Source organism: Shinella zoogloeoides (genome assembly GCF_030733845.1).
Taxonomy (GTDB): domain Bacteria; phylum Pseudomonadota; class Alphaproteobacteria; order Rhizobiales; family Rhizobiaceae; genus Shinella; species Shinella zoogloeoides_C.
In genome coordinates this window covers 2725423-2747930 of record NZ_CP132311.1, presented here as the reverse complement: position 1 = coordinate 2747930, position 22508 = coordinate 2725423, and the positions used below count along the sequence as shown (strand labels likewise).

23 protein-coding genes and 1 tRNA gene are annotated in these 22508 nt (G+C 63.0%); 12 read left to right on the top strand and 12 right to left on the bottom strand.

The features are described from left to right. The first annotated feature begins 74 nt into the window (after window positions 1–74). Window positions 75–1670, top strand: coding sequence for a phosphoglycerate dehydrogenase (gene serA, locus Q9316_RS14585; RefSeq protein ID WP_306032305.1), 1596 nt, complete (start codon window positions 75–77; stop codon window positions 1668–1670). Window positions 1671–1732: 62 nt separating this feature from the next. Here serA and Q9316_RS14580 read toward each other — a convergent pair whose 3' ends face one another. After that, the gene (locus tag Q9316_RS14580) at window positions 1733–2626 is read right to left on the bottom strand and encodes a DMT family transporter (protein WP_306032304.1); all 894 of its coding nucleotides are present in this window, start codon (window positions 2624–2626) and stop codon (window positions 1733–1735) included. Between the two features lie 222 nt (window positions 2627–2848). Between Q9316_RS14580 and Q9316_RS14575 the strand changes: the two genes are divergently transcribed. Together Q9316_RS14575 and Q9316_RS14570 are read left to right on the top strand one after the other, a co-directional pair. Beyond that, window positions 2849–4153, top strand: coding sequence for an adenylosuccinate synthase (locus tag Q9316_RS14575; protein ID WP_306032303.1), 1305 nt, complete (start codon window positions 2849–2851; stop codon window positions 4151–4153). Between the two features lie 69 nt (window positions 4154–4222). Continuing rightward, window positions 4223–6436, top strand: a complete 2214-nt coding sequence (locus Q9316_RS14570) for a hypothetical protein (protein ID WP_306032302.1) — start codon at window positions 4223–4225, stop codon at window positions 6434–6436. Window positions 6437–6512: 76 nt separating this feature from the next. Here the strand turns inward: Q9316_RS14570 and rpoH are convergent, their stop codons facing one another. Both rpoH and Q9316_RS14560 read right to left on the bottom strand, forming a co-directional pair. Further along, complete coding sequence (gene rpoH, locus Q9316_RS14565) at window positions 6513–7418, bottom strand: RNA polymerase sigma factor RpoH (protein ID WP_306032301.1); 906 nt, start codon at window positions 7416–7418, stop codon at window positions 6513–6515. A 239-nt stretch (window positions 7419–7657) separates the two neighbouring features. Beyond that, window positions 7658–8701, bottom strand: a complete 1044-nt coding sequence (locus tag Q9316_RS14560) for an RluA family pseudouridine synthase (RefSeq protein WP_306032300.1) — start codon at window positions 8699–8701, stop codon at window positions 7658–7660. A 36-nt stretch (window positions 8702–8737) separates the two neighbouring features. Between Q9316_RS14560 and Q9316_RS14555 the strand changes: the two genes are divergently transcribed. Together Q9316_RS14555 and Q9316_RS14550 are read left to right on the top strand one after the other, a co-directional pair. Next, the gene (locus Q9316_RS14555; RefSeq protein ID WP_306032299.1) at window positions 8738–9130 is read left to right on the top strand and encodes a hypothetical protein; all 393 of its coding nucleotides are present in this window, start codon (window positions 8738–8740) and stop codon (window positions 9128–9130) included. Between the two features lie 5 nt (window positions 9131–9135). Continuing rightward, window positions 9136–9966, top strand: a complete 831-nt coding sequence (locus tag Q9316_RS14550; RefSeq protein WP_306032298.1) for a TrmH family RNA methyltransferase — start codon at window positions 9136–9138, stop codon at window positions 9964–9966. Window positions 9967–9972: 6 nt separating this feature from the next. Here the strand turns inward: Q9316_RS14550 and Q9316_RS14545 are convergent, their stop codons facing one another. The 3 genes from Q9316_RS14545 to Q9316_RS14535 all read right to left on the bottom strand — a co-directional run bounded on the left by Q9316_RS14545 (window position 9973) and on the right by Q9316_RS14535 (window position 12268). Then, window positions 9973–10356: a hypothetical protein gene (locus Q9316_RS14545; RefSeq protein WP_306032297.1), complete on the bottom strand. Its 384-nt coding sequence runs from the start codon at window positions 10354–10356 to the stop codon at window positions 9973–9975. Window positions 10357–10374: 18 nt separating this feature from the next. Further along, window positions 10375–11526 (bottom strand): hypothetical protein, encoded by a 1152-nt coding sequence (locus Q9316_RS14540; RefSeq protein ID WP_306032296.1) that lies wholly within the window; start codon window positions 11524–11526, stop codon window positions 10375–10377. A gap of 160 nt (window positions 11527–11686) precedes the next feature. Continuing rightward, window positions 11687–12268: a DUF1134 domain-containing protein gene (locus Q9316_RS14535; protein ID WP_306032295.1), complete on the bottom strand. Its 582-nt coding sequence runs from the start codon at window positions 12266–12268 to the stop codon at window positions 11687–11689. A gap of 217 nt (window positions 12269–12485) precedes the next feature. Between Q9316_RS14535 and chpT the strand changes: the two genes are divergently transcribed. Then, window positions 12486–13139: a histidine phosphotransferase ChpT gene (gene chpT, locus Q9316_RS14530; RefSeq protein WP_306032294.1), complete on the top strand. Its 654-nt coding sequence runs from the start codon at window positions 12486–12488 to the stop codon at window positions 13137–13139. 116 nt (window positions 13140–13255) lie between these two features. Next, complete coding sequence (locus Q9316_RS14525; RefSeq protein WP_306032293.1) at window positions 13256–13618, top strand: response regulator; 363 nt, start codon at window positions 13256–13258, stop codon at window positions 13616–13618. Between the two features lie 160 nt (window positions 13619–13778). On the opposite strand, the gene ctrA is transcribed toward Q9316_RS14525, so the two are convergent. Beyond that, a complete protein-coding gene (gene ctrA / locus Q9316_RS14520; RefSeq protein ID WP_064331096.1) occupies window positions 13779–14477 on the bottom strand; it encodes a response regulator transcription factor CtrA in 699 nt (232 codons plus the stop codon). A 531-nt stretch (window positions 14478–15008) separates the two neighbouring features. Here ctrA and Q9316_RS14515 point away from each other — a divergent pair. Next, window positions 15009–15359 carry a flagellar export protein FliJ gene (locus tag Q9316_RS14515; RefSeq protein ID WP_119256749.1) on the top strand — a complete coding sequence of 117 codons (351 nt, stop codon included), beginning with the start codon at window positions 15009–15011 and terminating at the stop codon, window positions 15357–15359. Between the two features lie 75 nt (window positions 15360–15434). Here the strand turns inward: Q9316_RS14515 and Q9316_RS14510 are convergent, their stop codons facing one another. Continuing rightward, a complete protein-coding gene (locus Q9316_RS14510) occupies window positions 15435–15716 on the bottom strand; it encodes a GNAT family N-acetyltransferase (RefSeq protein WP_306032292.1) in 282 nt (93 codons plus the stop codon). A 157-nt stretch (window positions 15717–15873) separates the two neighbouring features. On the opposite strand from Q9316_RS14510, the gene Q9316_RS14505 reads away from it, so the two are divergent. After that, entirely contained in the window at window positions 15874–16323 is a 450-nt protein-coding gene (locus Q9316_RS14505) for a paraquat-inducible protein A (protein WP_306032291.1), read from the top strand. A gap of 33 nt (window positions 16324–16356) precedes the next feature. Here Q9316_RS14505 and sciP read toward each other — a convergent pair whose 3' ends face one another. Continuing rightward, entirely contained in the window at window positions 16357–16632 is a 276-nt protein-coding gene (gene sciP, locus Q9316_RS14500) for a CtrA inhibitor SciP (RefSeq protein ID WP_007769470.1), read from the bottom strand. Between the two features lie 438 nt (window positions 16633–17070). Here sciP and Q9316_RS14495 point away from each other — a divergent pair, with 438 nt between their 5' ends. The 3 genes from Q9316_RS14495 (at window position 17071) to Q9316_RS14485 (ending at window position 19385) form a co-directional block, all read left to right on the top strand. Further along, window positions 17071–17820: a helix-turn-helix transcriptional regulator gene (locus tag Q9316_RS14495; protein ID WP_306032290.1), complete on the top strand. Its 750-nt coding sequence runs from the start codon at window positions 17071–17073 to the stop codon at window positions 17818–17820. A 134-nt stretch (window positions 17821–17954) separates the two neighbouring features. Further along, on the top strand, window positions 17955–19175 hold the full coding sequence (gene mnmA, locus Q9316_RS14490) for a tRNA 2-thiouridine(34) synthase MnmA (RefSeq protein ID WP_371877917.1): 1221 nt from the start codon (window positions 17955–17957) through the stop codon (window positions 19173–19175). A 133-nt stretch (window positions 19176–19308) separates the two neighbouring features. Continuing rightward, window positions 19309–19385 (top strand) — tRNA-Met (locus tag Q9316_RS14485). Between the two features lie 324 nt (window positions 19386–19709). Here Q9316_RS14485 and Q9316_RS14480 read toward each other — a convergent pair. The 3 genes from Q9316_RS14480 to Q9316_RS14470 are packed head-to-tail and all read right to left on the bottom strand — an operon-like array spanning window position 19710 to window position 22351. Continuing rightward, a complete protein-coding gene (locus tag Q9316_RS14480) occupies window positions 19710–21425 on the bottom strand; it encodes a recombinase family protein (RefSeq protein ID WP_306032289.1) in 1716 nt (571 codons plus the stop codon). Beyond that, window positions 21422–21925 carry a DUF2924 domain-containing protein gene (locus Q9316_RS14475; RefSeq protein ID WP_306032288.1) on the bottom strand — a complete coding sequence of 168 codons (504 nt, stop codon included), beginning with the start codon at window positions 21923–21925 and terminating at the stop codon, window positions 21422–21424. The genes Q9316_RS14480 and Q9316_RS14475 overlap by 4 nt, the downstream gene beginning before the upstream one ends. Window positions 21926–21928: 3 nt before the next feature. Beyond that, the gene (locus Q9316_RS14470) at window positions 21929–22351 is read right to left on the bottom strand and encodes a DUF3489 domain-containing protein (protein ID WP_306032287.1); all 423 of its coding nucleotides are present in this window, start codon (window positions 22349–22351) and stop codon (window positions 21929–21931) included. Window positions 22352–22508 lie beyond the last annotated feature (157 nt).

Here is a 22508-nt window from a genome sequence, read left to right as displayed (position 1 = left end):
TCGCGACCGGCTTCGTCCCTCGGGCGGAGCCACCCTTTATCTCATCTCCCTAGACCGATTTAAGGAGGCCTCCCATGGCACCTCGCGTACTCGTATCCGACGAACTCTCGGAAACCGCCGTCCAGATCTTCCGCGATCGCGGCGTCGAAGTCGATTTCCAGCCGAAGCTCGGCAAGGACAAGGAAAAGCTCGCCGAGATCATCGGCAACTATGACGGCCTTGCCATCCGCTCGGCCACCAAGGCGACGGAGAAGCTGATCGCCGCCGCGACCAACCTCAAGGTCATCGGCCGCGCCGGTATCGGCGTCGACAATGTCGATATCCCGGCCGCCTCGCGCCGCGGTATCATCGTCATGAACACGCCCTTCGGCAACTCGATCACCACGGCCGAGCACGCCATTGCGCTGATGTTCGCCGTCGCCCGCCAGCTTCCGGCCGCCGATTCGTCGACCCAGGCCGGCAAGTGGGAAAAGTCGAAGTTCATGGGTGTCGAGATCACCGGCAAGCTGCTCGGCGTCATCGGCGCCGGCAATATCGGCGGCATCGTCTGCAAGAAGGCCATCGGCCTCGGCATGCATGTCATCGCCTACGATCCCTTCCTGTCGGCCGAACGCGCCCAGGAAATGGGTGTCGAGAAGGTGGAGCTGGACGACCTGCTCGCCCGCGCCGACTTCATCACGCTTCACGTTCCGATGACGGACAAGACCCGCGGCATCCTGAACAAGGAAGCGCTGGCCAAGACCAAGAAGGGCGTGCGCATCATCAACTGCGCCCGTGGCGGACTGGTCGATGAGGCCGCGCTTGCCGAAGCCATCAAGTCCGGCCATGTCGCCGGCGCCGGCTTCGACGTGTTCGAGGTCGAGCCCGCGACCGAAAGCCCGCTCTTCGGCCTCGAAAACGTCGTCTGCACGCCGCATCTCGGCGCTTCCACCACGGAAGCGCAGGAAAACGTCGCCCTGCAGGTCGCCGAGCAGATGTCGGACTATCTCGTCAAGGGCGCCGTCTCGAACGCCATCAACATGCCGTCGATCACGGCCGAGGAAGCGCCGATCCTGAAGCCCTTCATCCGGCTTGCGGACGTGCTCGGCGCCTTCGTCGGCCAGGTCACGGAAAGCGCGATCAAGGAAATCGAGATCCTCTACGACGGCGCGACCGCCGGCATGAACACCAAGGCGCTGACGAGCGCGGTGCTCGCCGGCCTCATCCGCTCGCAGGTGGCCGACGTCAACATGGTCTCGGCGCCGGTGATGATCAAGGAGAAAGGCATCATCCTCTCCGAGGTCAAGCGCGACAAGTCGGGCGTCTTCGACGGCTATATCCGCCTCACGGTGAAGACGGAGAACCAGACCCGCTCGATCGCCGGCACGGTCTTCTCCGACGGCAAGCCGCGCTTCATCCAGATCAAGGGCATCAACCTCGACGCCGATGTGGGCAACCACATGGTCTACATCACCAACACCGACGTTCCCGGCATGATCGGCTTCATCGGCACGACGCTCGGCGAAGCCGGCGTCAACATCGCCAACTTCCAGCTCGGCCGCGACAAGCAGGGCGGCGATGCGATCGCGTTGCTCTATGTGGATGCCGCGGTGTCGGAAGATGTGCTGAACAAGCTGCGCGCCAACCCGGCGATCCGCCAGATCAAGCCGCTGGTCTTCAACGTCGATTGAGCTTCGTCCTCCCAAGACGGACTGGAAAGGCCCGCCGGATCGTCCGGCGGGCCTTTTCGCTTTCAGGCCCTCTTTTCCTTAGGCCGTCCCCATTCGGCAATGGCGATGCCGCCGAGCACGAGGAGGAGGGCGATGATGTGGAAGAGATGCATCGTCTCTCCGATCAGCAGCACGGACAGGATCGTGCCGAAGACCGGTATTGCGTTGATGAAAAGGCCGGCCCGGTTGGCGCCGATCATCTCGACGCCGCGCACATAGAGCACCTGGGAAAGGAGCGAGGGAAAGATGCCGGCATAGAGCACGATGGCCCAGCCAGTGGCATCGGGGAGGATTGCCGCATCGCGCGACAGTTCCCAGAAAAAGAGCGGGATGGCGCTGAGCAAGGCCCCGAAGGCGGGCGCGGCGATGAAACTCTGCCAGTGCAACTCCGGCTTCCAGCGGAGCGACACCGTATAGGCGGCATAGACGATGCAGGCGAGGAGCATCAGGGCGTCGCCGAAATTGAACTTGAGTTCGGCGAGCGCCGAGAATTCGCCATGAGCGGCTGTTACCAGCACGCCGATGAGCGTCACGGTGAAGCCGACGATCTGGGCGATCGATGCCTGGATGCGGAACAGGACGAAGTTGAAGACGAAGATCAGCATCGGAATGCCGGCCTGCTCGATGACGGCATTGATGGCGCTGGTATAGCCGAGCGCGGTGTAGAGCAGGGCGTTGAAGGCGGTGAAGCCGAAGACGCCGTAGAGCAGAAGCTGGAGCCAGTGCCTGCGGATGACCGGCCAGTCGCGTTTGACCTGCGGCAGCATGAGGGCGAGAATGACTGTGAGCGCGACGACCCAGCGGAATGTCGTCAGCACCATGGGGCTGACATGGCCGACGGCGAGCTTGCCGGCAACCGAGTTTCCGCCCCAGAAAAGCGTGGTGATGCACAGGTAGAAATAAGCTCTGCTGTTCAAGGTGACATTATCCGGATGGTGGAAGGGTGCGCGCGGGGTGCGGCGGAAGGCGCCTCACATAAGGCGAAAAACCACGCAATGTCATGCAAAAAGCGGATGCCGGCCGTCATAACAGGGTCGCATTCCCAAAGACAACACAGTATAGATGCGCGGGTTTCAGTCAGGTGCACGCGCGCGTGTGCGTAAACAGCAGCGCTCGCGCGCGAAAACGGGAAAGATGAAATGACGAACGTCGTGGTAATCGGATCGCAATGGGGTGACGAAGGCAAGGGCAAGATTGTCGACTGGCTTTCAGAGCGCGCGGATATCGTGGTGCGCTTCCAGGGTGGTCACAATGCCGGCCATACGCTCGTCATCGACGGCACCAGCTACAAGCTGTCGCTGCTGCCTTCCGGCGTCGTGCGCCCCGGCAAGATGGCCGTCATCGGCAATGGCGTCGTGGTGGATCCGCATGCGCTGATCGCCGAAATCGACAAGCTTGAAAAGCAGGGCGTGAAGATCTCGCCGGAAAACCTGCGCATCGCCGACAATGCGACGCTCATCCTGTCGCTGCACCGCGAACTCGACGGCATCCGCGAGGACGCCGCGTCCAACTCCAATTCCGGCGTCAAGATCGGCACCACCCGCCGCGGCATCGGCCCGGCCTATGAGGACAAGGTCGGCCGCAGGGCCATCCGCATCATGGACCTTGCGGACCTCGAGACGCTACCGGGCAAGGTCGAGCGCCTGCTGACGCACCACAACGCGCTGCGCCGCGGCCTTGGCGAAAACGAAGTGACGCATGAGACGATCATGCAGGAACTGACCTCGGTCGCCGACCGCGTGCTGCCCTATCGCGAGACGATCTGGCTGATGCTCGACAAGGAGCGCCGCCGCGGCGCGCGCATCCTGTTCGAGGGCGCGCAGGGCTCGCTGCTCGACATCGACCACGGCACCTATCCCTTCGTTACCTCGTCCAACACGGTCGCCGGCCAGGCTTCCGCCGGTTCCGGCATGGGCCCGGGCTCGCTCGGCTATATCCTCGGCATCACCAAGGCCTATACGACCCGTGTCGGCGAGGGCCCGTTCCCGACGGAGCTTACCGACGAGATCGGCCAGTTCCTCGGCGAGAAGGGTCGCGAATTCGGCACGGTGACGGGCCGCAAGCGCCGCTGCGGCTGGTTCGACGCCGCGCTGGTGCGCCAGTCGGTCGCCACCAACGGCATCACCGGTATCGCACTCACCAAGCTGGACGTGCTCGACGGCCTCGACGAGCTGAAGATCTGCGTCGGCTACACGCTCGACGGCAAGGATATCGACCACCTTCCGGCCAGCCAGGGCCAGCAGGCCCGCGTCGAGCCTGTTTACATCACGCTCGAAGGCTGGAAGGAATCGACGGTCGGCGCGCGTAGCTGGGCGGATCTGCCGGCCCAGGCGATCAAGTATGTCCGCCAGGTCGAAGAGCTGATCGGCGCACCGGTCGCCCTGCTTTCGACCAGCCCGGAACGGGACGACACCATACTTGTGACAGACCCGTTTGAGGACTAATCTCAAGCTCAACACCAGTTCCGTGACGTATTCCAATGAGATAGCGCGCGGACACGACGGAAAGTTCTGATGGCGGATTTTGTAGCAGTCATTCGGAGGGCCGTGGACGGCCTCTCGGACAACAATGCCGAGATGCGGCAGAAGGTTTACGAGAAGGCCCGCGGCGCCGTCCGCCGGCAGCTCGAATCCATGAACCCGCGCGCTTCCGATGAACTCGTGAAGCGTCAGCTCGACAAGCTCGAAGCGGCGATCGTCGATGTCGAGAGCGACCATGCCGAGGCGCTTCCAGCCGATGAGCCCGCGCCCGAATCCGTCGAAGAGGTGATGCAGGAAGAGGTCATCGAGGCCGAGCCGGCGACGGAAGAACCCGTCGCCGTCGCGGAGCCGGAAGATCAGCCTGTGGAGCCCGAGCCCGAGCAGGCCGACGAGCCCGTCGCAGAGCAGCGTCCCGAAGAATTGACCGCCGAAGAGCCGGCCGCCGAGGAAGCGGTTGTCGAAGAGCCGGTGGCCGAGACCATTCCCGAGCCCGAGCCCGAGCCCGAGCCCGAGGCTGAGCTAGAGCCGGAACCGGAACCGACTGCAGAAGAGCAGGTCGTCCACGAGGAGCCGATTGCCGTCGAGGCTCATGTCGAGCCGTCCTGGCAGGCGGAAGCCACGCCGGCGGACGACTACGTCCCGTCCTGGCACGAGCCGGAGGCGGATATCACCGCCGAGGTGGGCGCCGAAACGGTCGAGGTGGTCGAGCCCGAACCGGTGGTCTATCCGGTTCACGACGAGGAAGCCTCCGACGCCGAGCCGGTGGCGGAAGCCCGCATGCCGCCCGCCGAAGCTGAGTGGGATTGGAACGAAGCGGCCGCCACCACCATCACAGCCGGCAACGGGAACGCGGCTCCCGTCGAAGCCGCCGATCCGCTCGCCTGGGAATGGCCGGACGACAAGCCGTCCCAGACGGAAGGCGCACAGGAACAGGGCGCGCAGAAGTCCGACTGGGACGACCTCGACGACCTGATCGGCTACATGCCGAAGACCGAAGAGGTCTCCACCGAAACGACGCCCGCGGCCGATCCCGGCTTTGCCGCCGCCGTGCCGTCTGCCGCCGTGGAAACGGCTGCCCGCGCGCCGCAGCGCTCGTTCCGTGCCGAGCCGCGCAAGTCGCGCTTCAACCTCGCCGCGCTCGCCGCCACGGTGGCGCTGCTTGCGATCGTCGGTGGTGCCGGTGCCGCATACTGGATCAACCGCGACGCCGTGAACGGCTGGGTCGACGAGAAGATCGCGTCCTTTACCGCGCCCTCGACAGAGAAACCCGCCGAAACGTCGCAGACGAGCGATACGGCCGAAGGCGGGCGCAGCCTGCCGGCGAACACCACGCCTTCCAACACCGCCGAGACGACGGACGACGCGGCCGGAAACACCGAAGTCGCCTCCGCCACGCAGAACAGCAGCGGCAAGTTCACCCAGCGGCTCCTGACGGACGGTACCGAAGTGGACGAGGGCCCGGCGCCGGCACTCGACGGCGGTGCGGCGGAAGAGGGAAAGTCCGTCGCGGCGCAGACCACGGAAACGGCCGGTGTCGCGACCGAAGACGGCGCGGCGGCGACCGGAGACACGGCTGGCCAGACACCGGCTGCCGGCACGGACGGTGCGGCGCAGACGCCGGCCGACACGGGCACGGCCACCACGGCCGACACGCAGACCCCGGCAGCGACGGGCGATCAGGCGGGAACCGTCGGCGTCGCCCAGAAAATGTTCCTCTACGAGGAGCGTCTCGGGCAGACGGCACCGACGGCCATCGAAGGAACCGTCGCCTGGTCGAGCGCCGAGGAATCGCCGGGTGGCGACGCCAAGCCGGAACCGGTCGTGCGCGCGCAGATCAACGTGCCGTCGAAGGGCCTGACGGCGCTGGTGACGTTCCGCCGCAACGCGGACAAGTCCCTGCCGGCCAGCCATCTCGTCGAGCTCGTCTTCTCGCTGCCGGAAAATTTCGAAGGCGGCGGTATCGAGAGCGTCCAGCGCGTGGCGATGAAGCGGACGGAGCAGGACCGCGGCGATGCGCTGATCGCGGTGCCGGCGAAGATCACCGACGACTTCCACATGATCGCGCTCAACGACTTCCCGGAAGCGATCACCAAGAACACGGAACTGCTGCGCAGCCGCAGCTGGATCGACATTCCGATCACCTACCGCAACGGCCGCCGCGCGCTGTTGACGCTCGACAAGGGCACGGCGGGCGCGGAAGCCTTCGACAAGGTGATGAAGGCCTGGTCGACCACCGGCACGCAATAGACCGGGTTCATCCGGCAAAAGGAAAGGCCCGGCATCGCTGCCGGGCCTTCTTCATTTCTGGGTTGTCACGTTCGGGTCAGGCGTCTTCGATGACGCGCACGGCGCGGGCCTGCTCGGCCGCATATTTCTGTACGGCTTCCTGCACCTTCTCGAAGGCGCGCACCTCGATCTGGCGCACGCGCTCGCGGCTGATGTCGAACTCGGAGGAGAGCTCTTCCAGCGTGACCGGATCTTCGGCGAGGCGACGGGCCTCGAAGATGCGGCGTTCGCGATCGTTCAGGACGCTCATGGCGCGGGCCAGCATGGCGCGGCGCGTATCCAGCTCGTCCTGCTCGATCAGCGTCTGCTCCTGGCTGTCATGGTCGTCGACGAGCCAGTCCTGCCATTGGCCGGATTCGCCTTCGCCGGCCTTGATCGGCGCGTTCAGCGAGGCGTCGCCGGAAAGGCGGCGGTTCATCGAGACGACTTCGTCTTCCGAGACCTTGAGCTTGGTGGCGATCTCCTTGACCTGGTCGGGACGCAGGTCGCCATCCTCGATCGCCTGGATCTTGCCCTTCATGCGGCGCAGGTTGAAGAACAGCCGCTTCTGGTTGGCGGTCGTGCCCATCTTCACCAGAGACCACGAGCGCAGGATGTATTCCTGGATCGAGGCCTTGATCCACCACATGGCATAGGTCGCAAGGCGGAAGCCGCGCTCCGGGTCGAACTTCTTGACGGCCTGCATCAGGCCGACATTGCCCTCGGAGACGACTTCGCCGATCGGCAGGCCGTAGCCGCGATAGCCCATGGCGATCTTCGCCACGAGACGAAGATGGCTCGTGACGAGCTGATGGGCGGCGTTGCGGTCGCCGTGCTCCTGGTAACGCTTGGCCAGCATGTATTCCTGCTGCGGCTCAAGCATTGGAAATTTGCGGATTTCATCGAGATAGCGGTTGAGACCACCTTCTCCGGCCGTGATCGACGGCAGCGTATTGCGGGCCATTCAGCACCCCTTTCTGAGACGGCTTCCATTCCGGCAAGCCTTGGTACGGAGCTTGATCCTGAAAACCGGATCCCCGTCAGCAACCATGCTCCCCGTGGGTCATGGCGACCCCACTGATCATACAGATAGGTATGGCGAAACAATGGTTCAAGGCACCGCGGGCTTCACGGCTGCGTGAAGGCGGGCAAGGTGGATGGACTTTGCGACACGCTGCTAAAGTGGTGTCTTTTACCGGAAAATCAAGGGCTGGCGGGGTCGTCGATCGCCCGCAGCGCCGTGATCAGCTGTTCCAGGTCCTTCGGGGGCGGGGCCTCGAAATGCATGGTCTCGCCCGTCGTCGGATGCTCGATCTGCAGCAGGAAGGCATGCAGCGCCTGCCGGTGGAAACCGTCGACCACCATGCGGGCCTCGTCGGGCAGCCGGTTCGCCTTGGTCTTGAAGGCGGCGCCATATTCCGGGTCGCCGATCAGCGGGTGGCCGACATGGGCCATATGCACGCGGATCTGGTGCGTGCGGCCGGTCTCGAGCCGGCACTCGACCAGCGAGGCGAGGCTGGTGCCGTCCTCCCGCTCGCCATAGCGCTCGACCACCTCGTAGTGGGTGATCGCCTCACGTGCGTCGTCGGCATCCTCGCGCTTGACGGCGCGCTTCGTGCGGTCCGTGCCGCGGCCGAGCGGTGCGTCGATCGTGCCCTTCAACTGGCGCGGGCGGCCCCAGACGATCGCCTGGTAGGCGCGCTCCAGCGGGCCGGTGCGGCCATGGTCGGCGAACTGGTCGGAGAGGTGGCGGTGGGCGATGTCGTTCTTGGCCACGACCATCACGCCGCTCGTTTCCTTGTCGAGCCGATGCACGATGCCGGGCCGGCGTACGCCGCCGATGCCGGACAGGCTCGTCCCGCAGTGGTGGATGAGCGCGCTGACGAGCGTGCCCGTCCAGTTGCCGGCGCCCGGATGCACGACGAGGCCGGCGGGCTTGACGAGCACGATAAGGTCGTCGTCCTCGTAGAGCACCTCGAGCGGGATGTCCTCGCCCTGCGGTTCGGGGTCGCGCGGCGCCGGCAGGGTGATTTCGATGACGTCGCCCGGATGCACCTTGCGCTTCGGCTCGGTCATGACCGCTCCGTTGACGCTGGCCGCGCCCTCCTCGATCATCGCCTTGATGCGGCTGCGCGAGAAATCGTCGGCAAGCATCGCGGCGAGCCAGGCGTCGATGCGTCCTTCCGCGTCTTCCGGCGCCGTCAGGACTTTTCTTGTGGCCTCGGCTTCTTTAAAGGGGTCGGTCATCGTTCAATTCTACTCATTGCCGGAAGGGCGCCTGCCATGTCCAACATCGAAACCGACGATCAGGAAGACAAGCCGCTCGACCCCGTGATGGAAAATGTTCGCCGCAAGATGATGCGCCTGCAACTCGTGTCGGGCGGCATCATGCTGTTGATGTTCATGGCGGTGCTCGCGGCCATTGTCTATAAGATCAACACGCGCGATGGCAAGCCTGAAGCCGTCGCCTCCGCCGCGGGCGGTCTTGCCGTGCCGAGCGACGCGCCGGTCAAGGCGACCGCGACGCTGCCCGACGGCTTTGCCGTTTCGGCCGTCTCCCAGGCGGGCGGGCAGATCCTGTTCTACGGCGTGATGGCCGATGGCGTGCGCAAGGCCTTCCTCTTCGACATCGCCACCGCGCGCACCGTCGCCGAGATCGACGTCAAGGGCAACTGACCGGCATGGCGGCCGATCCCGTCCGTATCGACGATCCCGGTGATCCGCGCATTGCCGGCTTCGTCTCGATCCGCGAGCGGGACCTGACCGGCCGCGACGGCCTGTTCATCGCCGAAGGCACGGTCGTGCTGCGCATGCTCGGCGAGGCCGGGGCACTCGGGAACGGTTTTGCGGCGGAAGCCATCCTGCTCCTCGAAAACCGGCTTGCCGGTGTTGCCGACGTGCTGGCCTCCTTCCCGCAGACCGTGCCGGTCTATGTCGCCTCCCAGGCGGTGTTCAACGCGGTTGCCGGCTTCGACATGCATCGCGGCGTGCTGGCGCTTGGCCGCAAGCCGGCGGCGGAAATCGGCGCGACGCTTCTCGGGCGCCTGCCGGAAACGAGCCTCGTGCTCGCCGGCTGCGGCCTTTCCAATCACGACAATGTCGGCTCGATCTTCCGCAACGCCGCCGCCTTCGGTGCGGACGCGGTGTTCCTCGACGAAACCTCCTGCGATCCGCTCTACCGCAAGGCAGTGCGCGTATCGGTCGGCTCGGTGCTGACGGTGCCCTTCTCGCGTGGCCTCTCGGCGGTGGTGATGCTGCAGGGGCTGGCGGAGGCGGGTTTCGAGATATGGGGGCTTTCGCCGCGCGGCGACGTGCCGGTCGCATCTATTCCAGCGGCGCGGCGAATCGCGCTGGTGCTCGGCACGGAAGGTGAAGGGTTGCCGGAAGTCATCCTGTCGTCGTTCCGCACGGCGCGCATCCCGCAGCGCCCGGGCCTCGACAGCCTCAATGTCGCGACGGCGAGCGGCATCGCGCTCTACCAGATCGCGCTTGCCATGGAACGTGTCGGCTGAGGCCGCTCAACAGCGCACGCCGTCCCACAATTCGTTCGGCGTCCTGGTCCGGTCCTGCCATGTACCGGTAAAGCCGCTGTAGTCCGGCTTGAAGGTGATGGAAAGCTTGCCGCTGCCGTATTTGTCCTGCCAGTCGAGCGTGTGCGCGAGACCCGTCACGGGTGCGGCTTCGGCCAGGGTGCCGGGCGTCATGCCGCCATAGTCGGCGAAGCGATAGGTGCCGCTCAGCCGGCCGTCACTTTCGACGGTGAAGTCGGTTTCCACCTGGACAAGCGCGCCACTGCTCCAAAGACGGCCGCAATACTGGCCGGCGACGGTCGCTTCCTGTTTGGGAGAGGGAGCGTTTGCGCCCGTGAGGCCGAGGGCGAGCGCCAGGATCAGTGCCTTCATCGTGCGGCTCCGTTCGGGTCAGGCCTCGTCGCGGCCGATCCGCTCGCGCACCCGCTGGGCAAGGCTGCGGTCGTCGCCGTCTAGGGCGGGATCGAGCGTGGCGATGAGTTCGTGCACCGGCGAGCTTGCGCCCTCGCGTGCGGCGGTCAGCACGATCATCTTGCTGGCGAGATCGGCCATTTCCTCGCGCAACGCTCCGTCATTGGTGTCGGTCCTGGCGGCGAGCAGGCGCTCCGTCAGGGCGGTGCCCTGGTTGCGCACGTCCTCTTCCAGGGCGGCGATGTCGATGGGCGGCACCGGCTGGATCGTCTCCGTGCGGCGGGGCGGCGTTTTGCCGGCCGGGATCGTCCGGGCAATTCCGGTGGAGCGGGCGCCCTTCGCCACTTCCTTGTTCTCCGCCGTCAATGTCTTCACCTTTTCGCGCAGGCGGCCGATTTCTGCGATGCGCCGTTCGATCGCATTGTCCTTGTCGGCATTGCCCGCAAGTTCCCGCGTGAGCCTCGTTTCGAGCTGGCGCACGCGGGTCTCTTCGCGCGTCAGGCGGATTTCGAACGATTTCGCCTTCTCGCTGGCCGCCTTCAGGTCCTCGCGCAGCTTGTCGCGCTCGTCCTTCAGGTTGCCGATGCGGCTCTTGAGGTTCTCCAGCGCCGTGTCACGGGTCGCAAGATCGATCTTCATGTTGTCGATGTCGGCGCGCAGATGGCTGATGCTGCCGTTGAGCTTCTCGATATCCGCCGCCTTCGCGCGGACATCGCGGTCGGCGGCGGCAAGCGCTGTCCTCAACTGCTCGCTCTTCATCTCCTCGCGCCGGATCACCGAGCGCATGTCGCCGGCCTCGATATTCATGTCGGCGATCTGGGCGTGCAGTTCGGCATTTTCCGTGCCGATCGCCGCCGCTCCGGCAAGCAGCTTTTCGTTCTTGACCATTTCCAGCGTGTGCTTTTCCCGCTCGCGCCGCACGCTTTGCGAAAGGCGGGCGTTTTCGGCGGCATAGGCGGCGCGGGCCATGTCCTTCTGTGCGCGCACTTCCTGCGGGCTCAGCGGCATGGTGGCGCGCATGCGCGCCTCGGTGAACTTGACGATGCGCTCCTTGATCGCCGGCGCGACGAGCAAGCCGGTCAGCGTGGCAGCAAGAAAGCCGAGCGCGAAGAGGAGAGCATACTCGATCACGGGTCAACTCGTTCCAAACATGGCCCAAAACGGATCTCGAACGAGCGCACTATAGCGGCTCGTTCGAGCTTGCACAGGGGGCGTTCCTGCGAAATCAACTTTCGGTTAACCTGACGGGCGAGGCGGCCGGTTCATTCGATCGCGTGGGCGCCAGGGCCGATCAGAAGGGGTTCCAGGTCGGTTCGCGCGTCAGCTTCAGGTAGCCGGCATTGATGCCGAGACGGGCGCCGACGCCGGTGCGGATCGGCACGAGCACGATATCGCGGTTGACGTTGACCTGCATGCCGAGGCCGGCAATCACGTAGGCCGAGCCCGAAACGCCGCCGAAACGGTCGTAGAGAGAGTTCACGTCGGGCAGATTGTAGACGAGCATCATCGTGCGGCTGCCCTGGCCGCCCCAGTCGAGGCCGAGGGAGGGGCCCTGCCAGAAGATGGAATGCTGGCCGGCATTCTTGGTATTGAGCGTGCCTTCGCCATAGGTCAGGCCCGCCACGAACGCACCGGAGCCTTCCTGGCCGAGGATGTAGCCGTTCGGCAGGCCATAGGATTCGAAGGCGCGCTCGACCAGCTTGGCAAGGCCGCCGGACGTTTCGCCGAAGAAGCCGTGGCCGGCGTCGACGATCTCCTGCATGGAATACTGGCTGCCGCTCTGCTGCGCTCTGGCCGGCAATGCCAGAAGGAGCGCGACGAACACCGCCGCGGCGATCCTGAAAGCCATCTTCGCCGGATTTGAAATACCCATGTCCGTTCGCCTTCCCTATGACTCGGCCCCGTTTCATGCGCAATTTGATCCGATGATATTAACAATCGGTTTACCAAATGTGGTGTCATTATGGCTGTCTTTAAATCGAGCACGCCTCGCGCAATTCAGGCGTGCTATGCGTCGCGCGGAATGTCCCCGCGTGCGCCTTTCGCTAGGCGTCCCGCGATGAAACAATGCGTGGATCTGGGAGAATTTTATGGCTAAAAATCTGAACCTTACGCTGGCCGGTCCCGATCTGGCAGCGCTTCTTTGCAGCCGTGTCTGCCATGACGTCATCTCGCCCGTCGGCGCGATCAACAACGGTCTCGAACTGCTCGATGAGGGCGGCGCCGATGCCGAGGCGATGGACCTCATCCGCACCAGCGCGCTGAACGCTTCGGTCCGCTTGAAGTTCGCCCGGCTCGCCTTCGGCGCGTCCGGCTCGGTCGGTGCCTCGATCGATACGGGCGAGGCCGAAAAGGCCGCGCGCGATTTCGCCGCCGCCGAAAAGAAGACGGAAATCACCTGGTCGGGCCCGCGCGCCATCGTCGCGAAGAACCGGGTCAAGCTGCTGCTCAACCTGTTCCTCATCGCCTATGGCGCCATTCCGCGCGGCGGCTCGATCGACGTGGCGCTCGACAATCCGGAATTCGACGCAACCTTCAAGCTGGCCGTGAAAGGCCGCATGCTGCGGGTGCCGCCGAAGTTCTCGGAAATCCTCTCCGGCACGCCGGAAGAGCAGGTCGACGCGCATTCCATCCAGCCCTACTACACGGTGCTGCTTGCCGAAGAGGCCGGCATGGAACTCGATGTCGCCGTCAGCCCCGAAGAGATCGTCTTCACGGCCCGCATGGCTGCCGCTACCGAGTAAGATAGAAGCGGTCAGGGTTCGTTAACCATGGCCGCTAACCCTTTGTTTGCCAGTCGCCGGTAGAGTTGCATCCTGTATCGTTCCCGCTTTGCGAGCGGGAGACCTAGGAGCAGCCAATGAAGCGATTGATGATCGCCGACGCGTCCGATGTCGTCCGCAAGGTCGGCAAGCGTATTCTTTCCGGTTTCGATTTCGTCGTGCTGGAAGCCTCGAGCTCGCTCGAGGCGCTGGTGCGTTGCGAGGCGGACCTGCCCAGCATTCTCATCGTCGATTCGACCATGGACGGTGCGCTCGAGCTGATCGGCAACATCCGCAACCTGCCGCAGGGCAAGTCGGTGCGCATCTATTACTGCGTCGTCGAGGCGGATCTCAAGAAGATGATGATGGGCAAGCGTGCCGGGGCGGACGACTTCCTGCTGAAGCCGTTCGATCGCAAGATCCTGACCCAGGTCTTCGGCAGCCTCTCGATCGCTGCCTGAAACGACCGACAATTGAATTGAACAGGAAACGCGGCGGCTCGCAGGAGCCGGCCGCGTTTTGCTTTCGGGCGGGGGCGGCCCGCTGCGCTCCGGGCAAAAGAAAACCCGCCGGCAAGCGGCGGGTCGGATGTTTTCGCGTAAGGGGAGGGAGCCCGGCTTGTCAGGCGCTTTCGAGATAGTCGCCATCGGGCTCGCGCAGCACGTAGCCGCGGCCCCAGACCGTCTCGATATAGTTCGCGCCGCCGGCGGCGTTCGCGAGCTTCTTGCGCAGCTTGCAGATGAAGACGTCGATGATCTTCAGTTCCGGCTCGTCCATGCCGCCATAGAGGTGGTTGAGGAACATTTCCTTGGTGAGCGTCGTGCCCTTGCGCAGCGAAAGCAGCTCGAGCATCTGGTATTCCTTGCCCGTCAGGTGCACGCGCTGGCCGCCGACCTCGACCGTCTTGGCGTCGAGGTTGACGATGAGCTCGCCCGTCGAGATGACCGACTGGGCATGGCCCTTGGAGCGGCGCACGATGGCGTGGATGCGGGCGACGAGCTCGTCCTTGTGGAACGGCTTCGTCATGTAGTCGTCGGCGCCGAAGCCGAGACCGCGAACCTTGTCCTCGATGCCGGCCATGCCGGAGAGGATGAGGATCGGCGTCTTCACCTTGGACAGGCGCAGCGTGCGCAGAACCTCGTAACCCGACATGTCGGGGAGATTCAGATCGAGCAGGATGATGTCGTAATCGTACAACTTGCCCAGATCGACACCTTCCTCGCCGAGGTCGGTGGTATACACATTAAAACTTTCGGACTTCAGCATCAATTCGATGCTCTGCGCCGTCGCGCTGTCGTCCTCAATGAGTAGAACCCGCATATCTGTCCCCTTTTCCGCCGCCCAAGGTTCCTGGCCCCCTACGCGATACGGATCCAGTCGTTGCCTGATTTGGAGGCTGCCACGAAATGGTTAACAAATCCTGATTCACTTTGGCAAGGTGTATCGATCTGTTAATTATTTTAGGCAGACTCCTGATTTCACACATAAATCGGAAATGTATCTCTTAATTTTCTACATTAAGAAACATTCCTAACCGACTCTTTCGACTCATCAATGCGACCCACCTCTTTTTTAGCGAACCGTATTTACCGAGCCTTAAATCATCGAACCTATGATTAACGATGCCCGTAAACGAAAGGTTACCAGCGGTAGGATTTTATTAATCTCGCTGAATTTTTTTTACGGTTCGGCAGGTTTTGCCGGGCTACGGGTGTGAATGCCGGTTTCCGGCGCGCGGTGAAGGCCGTGCTTCGGGCACTGATTTGGAATGCGGGGCGAACGCTCGGCCATCTTGTTTCGGTGGCTGTTCGCTCCAATGCCGGGGTCTCGCTATCCACGGGAGTATTGCGTATGAAGTCGCGTGAGAGCCTAGTTCGCCTGAAGGAATTTCAGGTGAAAGACAAAAGACGGCAACTGGCCCAGCTGCAGCTGATGATGTCCGAATTCGAACGGATGTCGAAGGAGCTGGAAAGCCAGATCGCCATCGAGGAAAAGAAGTCGGGGATCACCGATCCCGGCCATTTTGCCTATCCCACCTTTGCCAAGGCGGCGCGGCAACGCTCCGACAACCTCCAGGTTTCCATCCGGGAACTGAAGGTGCAGCAGGATGCGGCCGAACTGGCGCTGGAAGAGGCGGAGGCGGAATTCGCCAAGGCTTCGGCGCTGGAAGAGCGGGACAACGCGGTCCGGATGCGCGCCTGATCGGCTAAGATTTGAAGAACCCTCGCGAGCGGCCGGAAGACCGCTCACGAGGGCTCTTCGCGTTGCCTGCCGTTCTCAGAGATTGACGACGTCCTGCCAGTCCTTGTGGCGCATCGCCTGCGCCCGGAAGAAGGGGCAGAGCGGCATGATCTTCCAGCCGCCTCTGCGGGCATCCTCCACCGCATGGGCCGCCAGGGCCTGGCCGACGCCCTTGCCGCGCAGCGCATCCGGCACGCCGGTATGGTCGACGATCACGAGTTGCGGCGAAGCGCGCGAATAGGTCACCTCCGCCTCGTGCCCCTCGACGGTGGTGTGGTAGCGGCCTTTCGAGCCGTTGTCTTCGTGCAGGATGTCCATGGCGATGCTCCTTGCCGTGTTGCGTTGCGCCGTGTTGCGTTGGAGCCATCCTTTCTTGTCCCGCCCGCGCCCGCAAGCCGCGCCGAGGTGAACAGTCCGTGCTGCATCGGGATACCGCGGATGTTAAGGAAGGTCAGTCGAAACCGCGTCGTGCCTCATGATTCTTGTCGTTCCCGCCCTTCTCGTTCTCTCCGCGCTGTGCCTTGCCTTCGGCCTCGTTCTGCCGCTCGTGCGCTTCGAGAAGCTTTATTTCTTCAGCGAGACGCCCTCGCTGATCGACATCGTCCTCTCGCTCTGGGGGCAGGGGTACGGCGGGCTGGCGGTGCTGGTCGGCCTCTTTTCCATCGTCTTTCCGATCGTCAAGCTGTTCGGCATTGCGTTGGAGGCGACCGCGCCGCCGCAGCCGGACGGCAAGGCGGGTTTCCTCGCGCGGCTGCTGCCGGTGCTCGGGAAATGGTCGATGATGGATGTGATGCTGGTCGCGCTGGTCATCGTCGCGGCGAAGACCAGCGGCATGGCCTCGGCCTTCACGCAGCCGGGTCTCTGGTTCTATGCCGCCTCGGCGATCATGACCGGCCTTCTGCAAATGAAATTGCGGCCGCGTTGAGCGGCCGCAGGGTCTTGATATAAAAAGGAAAAGCTAGTGGCGGTACTGCTGGATGCGCGTGGTGCGCAGCCCGGCGAGACCATGGTCGTTGATGGAAGACTGCCAGGACAGGAATTCTTCGACCGTCAGCGTATAGCGTTCGCAGGCTTCTTCGAGACTCAGGAGGCCACCGCGTACGGCGGCGACGACTTCTGCCTTCCGGCGGATCACCCAGCGCCGCGTATTGGCAGGCGGCAAATCGGCGATCGTCAGGGGGCTGCCATCGGGGCCGATGACGTATTTAACGCGGGGTCGTATCAGTTCGGTCATTGGACTCTCTACATAAACTCAAGACCATATGGCGGAACTGTAGCCCGCCACATTTAAGATTTGCCTAAGCGCATGCTAACAATTTTCTAATCTTTTGAGCGGCTTCGGCGGAGCAGTCATTCCGCGCGACGCGCTGCCTCCCCTTACGTTTGTCGGCTTTTCCCGCGCGCGAAGGGCATGGGAGCCATGCAAATATTTCATTTCCATTTTATTCAAATACTGCTAATACGCGCCAAAATTCGGAGGCCGGCATCGGGTCGATGCCACCGGAAGCCTCCAGGACGCATCCAAATGAATTCCCTCCGCGAGCTGTTTCCCATCGGGATATGGCTTCCGCGGCGTTTTTTGCGCCGCCTGCCTGAAGGGTGCGCCTGAAAATTTCCGGACCGAAAATACACACACGAGTCCGGCACCTCCCGCCGGCTTTTGGAAACGGAAATGAGAGATCCAGACAACATGCTCCTGCGGCAGGGCTGGTCGCCTGAATTCCTGTCTTCGGCCAATATCGAATCCGTGCAGACCGAATACGAAGTCCTGCACCTCATGCGCCAGTGCGCCCAGCACTTCCGCTTCAGCCATTTCCTGGTGTCTCGTTTTCCGGCAAACGAGCAGCAGCGCTTCTCCGAGCGCCTGCTCGTCAGCAACTGGCCGGCCGATCTGGTGCGCAAATACGATGCCATGAACCTGTTCCATGTCAGCCGGCTGGCGATCGACACCGGCATGACCAAGTTGCCGGTGCAGGGCGACAGTGCGCTTCTCGCCCCGGCCGACTGGGAGAGCGCGCAGGCCGGCGAGGCCGTCGCGCTTGCCGAAAGCCACGGCCTTTCGGCTTCCACGGCGTTCCTGCTGCATTCCACGACCTCGGATCCCTATCTGATGGTGTTTTCCGGCACGCGCACGCCGCTGGCCCGGCCGGAACTGTCGGAACTGCATTTTTCGGCCCTCCAGCTTTTCGAATGCCTGGAAAAGACCTTCGTGGCCGCGACCGCGAGCCGCGAAAAACTCTCCAGCCGCGAGGTCGAGTGCCTGCGCTGGGCCGCGGCGGGCAAGAGCAGCGACGAGATCGCCACCATCCTCGGTATTTCGGTCTATACGGTCAGCAGCTATTTCAAGAGCGCGACCCGCAAGCTCAAGGCCGTCAACCGCATGCAGGCGATCGCCGTGGCACTGCGTCTCCGGCTCATCTGACCGCCGGTTTCCGGGCCTTCTCTTGCCCTCGGTGCGGCAAGTTTCTATATGTCGCCCGGAAAGGCGCTCTGCCGGTTGTCGAGCGCCGCAACGGCCGATGTCGGCCCCAGTCAAAGGTGGCCTGCGCCAGAACCATGCAGCACCGGAACGGACCTCGCGTGAACAGTCTCGATTTCGATCGCAAGCCGGAAGATACCCGCGTCGTCGTCGCCATGTCGGGCGGCGTCGACAGTTCCGTCGTGGCCGGAATCCTGAAACGCGAGGGTTATGACGTCCTCGGCATCACCCTGCAGCTCTACGATCATGGCGCCGCGGTGCACCGCGCCGGCTCCTGCTGCGCCGGGCAGGACATCGACGACGCGCGCCGCGTCTGCGAAACGCTCGGCATTCCGCACTATGTTCTCGATTATGAAAAGCGCTTCCGCGAAACGGTGATCAACCCGTTCGCCGAAAGCTATATCGCGGGTGAAACGCCGATCCCCTGCGTTGCCTGCAACCAGACCGTCAAGTTCGCCGATCTCCTGGCCACGGCCAAGGAGCTCGGCGCGGACGCGCTGGCGACCGGCCACTACATCCGCTCGCGCCCGAACCCGACGCCCGACGCGCCGCAGCGCCGCGCGCTTTATCGGCCGGTCGATGCGGAGCGCGACCAGAGCTACTTCCTCTTCGCGACGACGCAGGAGCAGATCGACTACCTGCGCTTCCCGCTCGGCCATCTCTCCAAGGCCGAAACACGGGCGCTCGCCGAGGATATGGGCCTGGTCGTCGCCAAGAAGGCGGACAGCCAGGACATCTGTTTCGTGCCGCAGGGCAAATATTCCGACATCGTCAACAAGCTGAAGCCGAATGCGGCGCTTGCCGGCGAGATCGTGCATATGGACGGGCGTGTGCTCGGCCGGCACGAGGGTATCCTGCACTATACGATCGGCCAGCGCCGCGGCATCGGCATCGCCACCGGCGAGCCGCTGTATGTCGTTTACCTCGATGCCCGCTCGCGCCGCGTCATCGTCGGCCCGAAGGAAGCGCTGGAGACGAAGCGCCTTTACCTGCGCGACATCAACTGGCTGGGCGACGGCGATCTGGCGGCGGTGGCTGCCGGCGGTTTCGACTGCTTCGCCAAGGTGCGCTCCACGCGCCCGCCGCGCCCGGCACGTCTGCAGTCCGGCGCTGGCGGCATTTATGTGGAACTGGAAGAGGGTGAACCCGGCGTCGCACCCGGCCAAGCCTGTGCGCTCTATTCCGGCGAGGGCGAAGACGCCCGCATCTATGGCGGCGGCTTCATCCTGCGCTCGGAGCGGGAAGCGGCTGCCGAGGATGCGCTGAAGCGCATTCTTTCAACCCCGGTCGCGGCCTGAAAAGCCGCGCCCGGCAAAGCCTTTGCGGATAAAGCGATTTTTCTTGGAGCCTCGCTTGACACCCGCGGGAACCGCGCCTTATAAGCCGCGCACCGGACGGAAATGGACATCGTTCTCGATTGTCCCATCGGGCGGCGGAGTAGCTCAGTAGGTTAGAGCAGAGGAATCATAATCCTTGTGTCGGGGGTTCGAATCCCTCCTCCGCTACCAAACGGTCCACCCAAACTCTTAACCGTTTGTCATATCGAGAATTTTATTTTATTTTCAAAGACTTGCGCAGGCAATGACGCGGCATTCTCCGTCACTTCCTGGTCTCTGGTTGCTCATTCTCGCCTTTTCGCCGCGGCGTCTCAGATTGCCTATTCCGCCAGCCAAAAGTTTTGAACCGCTGGCCGCGGGTTTCGTGAGACAGGTTCGCTTGTCCTGATTGGTCCAGGCGTTGGCGACGGACCATCGTCAGCTAGCGGACGCACACGAGATGCGGCTCATTTCCGAAGAAACGAGCCGCATGTCTTTTGCTGTGTCTCGCTGGTTTCAAGAACCGAGAAGAGCCGCTTGTTCATTCCAGCTCATCGGCAGATCGAGCATCCTGGTGAGTTTGGCGATAGTCAGATCGGCCGGCTGTCTTCCGGTTAGGATCGCTTCCGTAATCTTCGGCGCTAGGAAAGCCATGGGTAGGATGCGGCTGATGTCGGGACCATGGATGCCCAGACGACCGGCGACTTCGGTGTGACCGGCCCCGGATCCATCAGTCAACGCTTCAAGATAAAGATGCGCCTTTGCGACCATTGCGATCAGCATCGGATCTTTTTGGGGAGGGGCGACCAGGCTGTCTTCTAGAATAATCTTCGCCTCGACACCGCGACGTTTTAGGATGACCGGGACGGTGATGGTGACCGTATCATCGGCGCCACGATGGGGCTGCGCCGGCCTCTTTTGATCTGCGGTTCCATCCAGCAGCATCGAGATTAGCCCGCCTGAGGTGATTTCGAAGATTATCGCATCGGTTCGAAGCGTTATACCGGCAAAGACCGTTCGCAGGATACCCTGCTTCTCAACGTGACCCTCATGCTCGCTATACTGGGTGCTCAGCTTTGCGGCTGCGGTCAGCACATCGGCAAGCCGTGTTGCTGATCCAGCATCTTCGCACCAGTCTGCCAGCCGTTTCTTGTCTGAGAGGATGGCATGAAGCTGCCGCTCGACGAGCGGCTCGATCATCGTCGACGATAATCGCCAGACGGTTGGCAGATTGGTTTTATCGGTCTGTCCGCTTTCTTTCCCGTTATGTGCGCGCGAGACATAGTAGCGATACCGCTTGCCATGATTGTTTGCATGCGTCGACGCGAGCGTCTGACCTGCATCATCGCGTAGTAGGCCATAAAGAAGATGAATGTCGCGATGGCTTTTTGCCGAGCGGCGCTTCGGGCTCTGCTGGGTCAGCATCGCCTGCACCCGATTAAAGACGTCCTCATCGACGATGGCAGGATGCTCACCGCTATAGACCGCACCCTTGTGGCGGATCCTGCCGACATAGATCGGGTTGGTAAGAAGATGGTGGAGATTGCCGCGTCCGAAGGCCGATCCGCTGGCCCGTCGGGTTGGGCGTCGGTACAGACAGGCGGTGCGCGCTTCGATCGACAGATCACGCATCGATCCGAGATCTAGATACCGCAGGTACAGCCATCGGACGGTCCTTGCCTCTTCTTCGTCAATGGCCAGCTTGCGATCCTTGAGCTCATACCCGAGCGGAACATTGCCGCCCATCCACATGCCCTTTTTCTTCGAGGCGGCGACCTTGTCGCGAATGCGTTCGGCGGTGACCTCGCGTTCGAACTGGGCAAAGGAAAGGAGCACGTTGAGCGTCAGCCGTCCCATCGATGTCGTGGTGTTGAACTGCTGGGTGATAGAGACGAAGGAGACGCCATGACTGTCGAAGATCTCGACGATCCGGGAAAAATCCATCAAGGCGCGGGTCAGGCGGTCAATCTTGTAAACGACCACCACGTCGATCTTTCGGTCCTTGATGTCGTGAAGAAGGCGCTGCAGGGCAGGACGCTCCAGCGTGCCACCAGAGATTCCACCATCGTCATAGAGTTCGGGCAAAACCTTCCATCCAAGGGAGGCCTGCGAGACGATATAGGCCTCGCAGGCTTCGCGTTGGGCGTCGAGGGAATTGAACGCCTGTTCGAGACCTTCCTCGGTGGACTTGCGGGTGTAGATCGCGCAGCGAAGTTTGGGGATGGCGCTCATAGCCCAAAAAACCTCGGTCCTGACCAGTTCGTGCCGGTGATTTCGCGGGCGATTCCTGACAGGGACCGGTAGCGGCTGCCGGCATAGATGAAGCCGCCGTTGACCACATCGACGACATGGCTGCTGCCGTTCCAATCGCGGATCAGGCGAGCGCCAGGCAGGGCCGGGCGGCGTTCGGCGGGCGATGCTTTTACGGCAGCCTGCCTTGCCCCCTGCGCTGTGATATCGATCCTTACCGTCTCGTCGCTCTTCTCGCGGGACGTCTTGGCTTTCCCGACTTCCCGCATCGCGACTTTCAGCAGCCGTTTGGCCTCGCCGGACAGTCCGCCAGAATGCTTCTGCTGCAAATGGAAGGAAGCTGCTCGGATCAGGAGTTCGCGATGGACGCCCTTGGGTGGTGCTGTTCCAAAATTCCTGCGCCAGAGGGCGATAAGCTCCTCGCGAGGGAGGTCGCCGAGGGCGGCGACCTTTTCTTCGATTGTCTCCCTGTTGCCGGCCATCGATCAAGCCTCGTTCGTTTGCGCATCAGGGTTGGCTGTCGCCGATGCTTTGTCCGTTTCCACATCCGTCAGGGCTGCTGCCTGCGGCATTGGATCACATGCTGGTTCGACAATCCTATAGCGCTGGTGACCATCGACATCCTCGTTGCGCGTCGTCGTAAGGCCGAGCTTCTTCTTCACGGTGCCCCAGAGGAAGCCGCGGACTGAATGCGCCTGCCAGTTCGTCTCGGCCATGATCTCGGCAATTGTCGCGCCGGTTTTTGCGCGGAGCATCGTGATCACCTTGTCCGCCTTCGTGGGGGCCTTTGCTGTCACGATGGTGGCTGGCGATGATGCGACCGTCTCTGGCAGAACCGCCGGGGTTGTGGTGGTGTCCTTGGCTTCGGTTGCCTTGGCTTTGCGGCTGGTCTGATTCGTCTTCGTCATGATCATCGCTCCGGGTTCGGAAGGCCGGCCAATCCGGGCCCTCGTACTGGCTGAAGCCCGCAGGCGGCGGGCGGATGATCGCGAGGGGTTCAGTCGCTTTCGATAACCACAGCAATGCTTCCTTTGGTGCCCAAGTCCAGTCGAATTACAAAGATTT